Source organism: Chitinimonas sp. BJB300, assembly GCF_002735695.1.
In the GTDB taxonomy this organism is placed as follows: domain Bacteria; phylum Pseudomonadota; class Gammaproteobacteria; order Burkholderiales; family Chitinimonadaceae; genus Chitinimonas.
In genome coordinates this window covers 1-5,650 of sequence record NZ_PDZH01000183.1, presented here as the reverse complement: position 1 = coordinate 5,650, position 5,650 = coordinate 1, and the positions used below count along the sequence as shown (strand labels likewise).

General features: G+C 47.6%; 4 protein-coding genes. 3 read left to right on the top strand and 1 reads right to left on the bottom strand.

The genetic code is table 11. From position 1 onward, the window contains the following. Window positions 1-271 precede the first annotated feature (271 nt). The 3 genes from CSQ89_RS19505 to CSQ89_RS22240 all read left to right on the top strand — a co-directional run bounded on the left by CSQ89_RS19505 (window position 272) and on the right by CSQ89_RS22240 (window position 2,903). Window positions 272-1,603 carry a tetratricopeptide repeat protein gene (locus CSQ89_RS19505; RefSeq protein WP_199065737.1) on the top strand — a complete coding sequence of 444 codons (1,332 nt, stop codon included), beginning with the start codon at window positions 272-274 and terminating at the stop codon, window positions 1,601-1,603. Window positions 1,604-1,740: 137 nt separating this feature from the next. Beyond that, a complete protein-coding gene (locus CSQ89_RS19500; protein ID WP_099407703.1) occupies window positions 1,741-2,187 on the top strand; it encodes a hypothetical protein in 447 nt (148 codons plus the stop codon). Window positions 2,188-2,471: 284 nt separating this feature from the next. Next, a complete protein-coding gene (locus CSQ89_RS22240; RefSeq protein ID WP_158229057.1) occupies window positions 2,472-2,903 on the top strand; it encodes a hypothetical protein in 432 nt (143 codons plus the stop codon). A gap of 701 nt (window positions 2,904-3,604) precedes the next feature. On the opposite strand, the gene CSQ89_RS19490 is transcribed toward CSQ89_RS22240, so the two are convergent. Further along, window positions 3,605-5,650, bottom strand: a 2,046-nt coding sequence (locus CSQ89_RS19490; RefSeq protein ID WP_099407701.1) for a tetratricopeptide repeat protein, incomplete at its 5' end; no start/stop codon positions are given.

The following is a 5,650-nucleotide window of genomic DNA, read 5'->3' as shown; positions in this document are numbered from 1 at the left end:
CAGAAAACCGAAGAAATTATGTCCAGCTTGTTGCGATATCCGCCGCTGCCGAGTCGCTTCCTGCCTGCCTTTTAGCCACAGCTACCTCGGTCACTTTCCATAATCGCTGGCTTTGCATAATCGGCCAAAGCTGACAATCAATCACTTGGCAAGGTCTACCCGTATTTCAAATTGACAACCGTTTTGGATAGGTCAGGTATTTCGCCACTATTACAAACACTTAGCCAACGGTATCCTCCGGACTTAGTACCGCTCTATTTAAGAAGATATCGTGAAGAGAAATTTACTAAACGCCCTGTTGGCGTTTGCACTTGTGCTGACTAGCAGTGTAGGTACTTCAGCTTATGCCAACATTGACGAGTGGAAAGCGCTCGACGACCAATTTGGAACGCTATTTAACCAAGGCAACTATGATCGTGCTGAAGAAGTGGCAAACCAGTCGCTCGTTGTGGCCGAAAAGTCTTTTGCTCCCGATCACCCTGCGGTAGCCGCCAGTTTAAGCAACCTGGCAACGCTGTACAGAACTCAAGGCCAATACGCCAAGGCTGAACCCTTGTACCAGCGCTCATTGGCGATCCGCGAGAAGGCGCTAGGACCCGATCATCCAGAGGTGGCACAGAGCCTAAACAACCTGGCAACGCTGTACATTAACCAAAGCCAAAACGCCAAGGCTGAACCCTTGTACCAGCGCTCATTGGCGATCCGCGAGAAGGCGCTAGGACCCGATCACACTGCTGTAGCCACCAGTTTAAACAACCTGGCAGCGCTGTACGCTAACCAATACCAATACGCCAAGGCTGAACCCTTGTACCAACGGTCATTGGCGATCCGCGAGAAGGTACTAGGACCCGATCACCCTGCTGTAGCCACCAGTTTAAACAACCTGGCAGTGCTGTACGCTAACCAAAGCCAATACGCCAAGGCTGAACCCTTGTACCAGCGGTCTTTGGCGATCAAGGAGAAGGTACTAGGACCCGATCATCTAAATGTGGCACAGAGCCTAGAAAACCTAGCAGAGCTGTACGTTTCCCAAGGCCAAAACGTCAAGGCTGAACCTTTGTACCTGCGCTCTTTGACGATCCGCGAGAAGGCGCTAGGACCCGATCATCCAGATGTGGCACTGAGCCTAAACAAACTGGCAGTGCTGTACGTTAACCAAAGTCAATACGCCAAGGCTGAACCCTTGTACCAGCGCTCATTGGCGATCCGCGAGAAGGCGCTAGGACCCGATCATCCAGATGCGGCACAGAGCCTAAACAACCTGGCAACGCTGTACGTTAACCAAAGCCAATACGCCAAGGCTGAACCCTTGTATCAGCGCTCATTGGCGATCCGCGAGAAGGCGCTAGGACCCGATCATCCAGATGTGGCACAGAGCCTAAACAACCTGGCAACGCTGTACGTTAACCAAAGCCATTACGCCAAGGCTGAACCCTTGTACCAGCGCTCATTGGCGATCCGCGAGAAGGCGCTAGGACCCGATCACACTGCTGTAGCCACCAGTTTAAACAACCTTGCAGAGCTGTATTTGGCAACCAACCGTAATCACGAAGCAGATCAACTTCAATGGCGTGCGAAATCCATTCTGTCTATCAAACGCTAAATCAAGATTAGAGATTGAAATGAGATGGGACGGGACGGGACTATCTGCCATTTCCAGCCACACGTGCTTTATAACCTACACGGTATATGCAACCCGTCTTAGTATCTTTAAAACTAAGCTTACTTGGTGAGATTTGTATGGATAAGACCTTTAAGGCAGACGCAGAATTTCAACGACTTATTCACTACCTTGCCAAGCAGTTGCTACCGGCAATTATGGTAATCTTCGCTAACCTATTGTTCGGAGTCCCACTTTGGATTTCCGCATCGATTGCTGGCATAGTAAGTCTGATTGCTGCAATCTCTTTTACTACGAGATTTCGTTGGGGGGACGAACTGGTCTTTTCATCAGACTCCCTTACAATCTTCAAGAAGAAAAATAGATACTTCTGTATTTCAATGCAGAACATCATTGACTACGAGATTAGAAATGACGTGATTGTGATTTCGTGGAATGAAGGTGAAAAAAAGCGAGTCTTGTTGATCGGTGCCGAGCGCTTCTCTCCAGAAACATGGCAAGGTATTGTAAGCGCAATGTCATTTACATTTAACCGCCCAAATGTACAAGTAGCTGAAGTACAGTAGACTTGACTGCTCAGTACTTTGGTTCATGGCCTTCCTTCTGTTTTTGTGACTTTTACAAGTTAGTCTATCTGTGAGTACTAAGTATCTCGTTTCAGTGTCGCACTTTTTTTGCTTCTACTTATGACCACTGTTTAGTGTATTTTTATACCGAATATAATCGGCAAACGCTCTTGGGTACGTTGTAGGGTTAGACGACTCGAATAAGCTTTTCTATTCCATTTTAGATCATCAATTTCACGACATAAATGCGCAGGATTAAATGCTCAACATGCAACACTCTGAATATGGTCAATGACCACCAAGCAAAAAATGGCGGGTGTACTTATTGCAAATACCCTTTAAACTGGAGTTTGCCACGTGGAATATATATACCAAACTATATTCCAATTAGTCATCGTATTGCATCTTTATTAGTTGCGGTATTCTTGATAGCGTTGTGTACGTATGCAGTACTGCATAAAAGTATAACTATTCCTTATTTAACAAAAACAAAAGTGCTTATTGCTCACTTTGCAGGTGCAAGTCTATTACTACCCATGTTTGCGCTTTTATGTGGTTTAGTGGCCGCACTGTCTGTGATTATTGACCATTATGACAAGAGGAAAAATGAGAGTATCTATAAAATGGTCTACTTTTGGAGTTTTTTGTTAGGCTGGGGTTCTTACTTCATTGCTATATATTTTGCCGAAAAGGTTTCATATTTCTTAGATAAATAAACTTCAAGTTTTCCTTTGGTATTTTTTGTATGGCCGCGTAGGCCGATTTTGCGCCGCAACAGCCGTTAGGAAACCATGCGCTCTGCATCGTCTCGAATCCACTGTCGGCGATCTTGTTGCCAGTTGGCTAACGAATTTAGCGAGGCGTTGCATGACCAATGCTCAATATATGCGGCGATAGCTGTCGATGATTGATCAAGTAGTACGAGAGAGGTACAACAGTGTTTCAGTAAGACCTGCGCCAACGAAGTACTCACCATCTAGCGCTCCGATATCCTGATTTTAGGTACTGCGCCTTCCATAGGGTCGCGGTATCGCTCGGTTCTCCGCAGCAATGGATCAGAAAAGCACAGTGGTAGATGCCCTCGGAAAACTCCCCGTCGTCATTTGCAGTTCCGTTCCAAAGTGCTTCTCGGAAAGAAATCTCTTAATCGAATAGGTTGAGTAACAAGTGACGGAATACTTTAGGTTCTCGGTCGACAATATACCGATAGATCGCCAATCGATCGGCAGGGTCTCGGATTCTTTCCTCCAGAGCAGGAGAAAGTTTTCCGTACGCAAGGAACTGGGCTGCCAGATGTTCGATGCTCATCTTTATCGGTCTAATGTTGGAAGTAACATGCAATAGAAGATGCCCGAGCACGCATACTATCAACCATTACTATGCGGCTGTAATCAGAAAGGGAAAATCCCTTTCCGGTTCAAATCTGTCCAAAGGCCGTTGGATGCTGAACTTGTTTAGAGTTCAGAATTGCATCTGCGCGTTTCTGTAGTTGATCCGCATCCCTGGCACGATTCGTTGCTCGATACAGGCCTGCTAGGTTGATCAAGCTTTGAACCACATCTGGATGATCGGGGTCTAGTGTCTTTTCCATGATCGCCAAAGCTCTCCGGTATAAGGGTTCAACCTTGTCATATTGGCCTTTGGTTCTGTAAAACTCTGCCAGGTTGTTTAAACTGGTGGCTACATCAGGGTGATTGAGGCCTAACGCCTTCTCCCTGATAGCCAATGAGCGCAGGTACAAAGGTTCTGCCTTGGTATCTTGGCCTTGTGCAGCGTACAGCAGTGCTAGGTTGTCCAAACTCTGAGTCACATCAGGATGATTGTGCCCTAGCGCTTTCTCACTGATCGCCAATGAACGCAGGGATAAGGTCTCTGCTTTTGCGTATTGACCTTGAGTGGAATAAAACTGTGCCAAGTGATACAGGCTATGTGCCACATGAGGATGATTGGGCCCCAGAGCCTTCTCCCTGATCGCCAATGAACGGAGGTATAGGGGCTCAGCTTTTGCGTATTGGCCTTGAGTGGCATAAAACCCTGCCAAGTTATTCAAGCCATTCGCCACATGAGGGTGATCGGAGCCTAACGCCCGCTCCCAAATCGAGAGTGATCGCTGGTACAGAGGTCCTGCTTTGTTGTATTGGCCTTGGGTGAAGTACGCCAGTGCCACGTTATTCAGGCCCAGGGCCACATCTGGGTGATCGGGGCCTAGTGTTTTTTCACTGATCGATAATGAGCGCTGGTACAGAAGTACAGCTTTCGTATATCCACCTTGCGCGTAATACAGATTTGCCAGGTTATTGAGGCTTAGGGCCGTATGTGGATGATTCGGTCCCTGTGCCTTTTCGCTGATTACCAATGATCGCTGGTATAGGGGTTCTGCCTTGGCGTATTGACCTTGGATTCTGTATAGCTCTGCAAGGCTGTTTAGGTATGCGGCTACTTCAGGGTGTTCGGGACCTATCGCCTTTTCTCTGATCGCCAGTGAGCGCAGGTACAAAGGCTCAGCTTTGGCATATTGACCTTGGTCATGGTACAGCTGTGCTAGGCTGTATAGGCTGGCAGCAACATTAGGATGATCGATGCCTAGCGCCTTTTCACGGATTTTCAGTGAGCGCAGAATCAAAGGTTCTGCTTTGGCATATTGGCTATGGGTGAAGTACAACCTTGCGAGATTGTTTAGGCTGGTAGCCACATCTGGGTGATCGGAGCCCAGGGTGTTCTCCCAAATTGCCAATGCGCGCTGCAGCAGGGGTTCAACCTTGGTGTATTGGCCTTGGTTGTAGTACGTTAATGCAAGGTTGTTTAGGGTTAAAGCCACATCAGGATGATTAGACCCTACTAACTTCTCACTGATTGCCAAAGAGCGCTGGTAAAGGGGTTCTGCCTCGGTGTATCGGCCTTGGGCGTTATGCAGCTGTGCCAAGTTACTTAGGACCTTGGCTACTTGAGGATGATTGGGACCTAGCGCATTCTCCAAGATCGCTAAAGAGCGCTGGTAAAGGGGTTTTGCCTCGGTGTATCGGCCTTGGGTGAAGTACATCAGTGCCAAGTTATTCAGGCCCAGGGCCACATCTGGGTGTCCAGGGGCTAGGGTCTTCTCATTGATTGCCAATGCGCGCAGATACAGTGGCTCCGCTTTGGCGAATTGGCTTTGCAAGCTATACAGTTCAGCCAAATTTATAAGACTCAAAGCCACATTAGGATGATTAGCCCCTACTAACTTCTCTCTGATTGCCAATGCGCGCTGGTAAAGGGGCTCTGCCTTGGCGTATTGGCCTTGGGTTTTGTATAGCATAGCCAAGTTATTCAGGCTGATGCTGACATAATTCTGATTCAGGCCAAATGACTTTTCGGCAAGCGAGAGCGACTGGTTGGCCACCTCTAAGGCACGATCATAGTTGCCTTGTTTGTATAGCGTTTCAACCTGGTCGTTAAGCGTTTTCAACTGTTCAATGTTGGCATG

Coding starts and splice junctions, on each gene's coding strand:
- CSQ89_RS19500 (WP_099407703.1), top strand. CDS start 1,741: ATGGATAAGACCTTTAAGGCAGACGCAGAATTTCAACGACTTATTCAC.
- CSQ89_RS22240 (WP_158229057.1), top strand. CDS start 2,472: ATGGTCAATGACCACCAAGCAAAAAATGGCGGGTGTACTTATTGCAAA.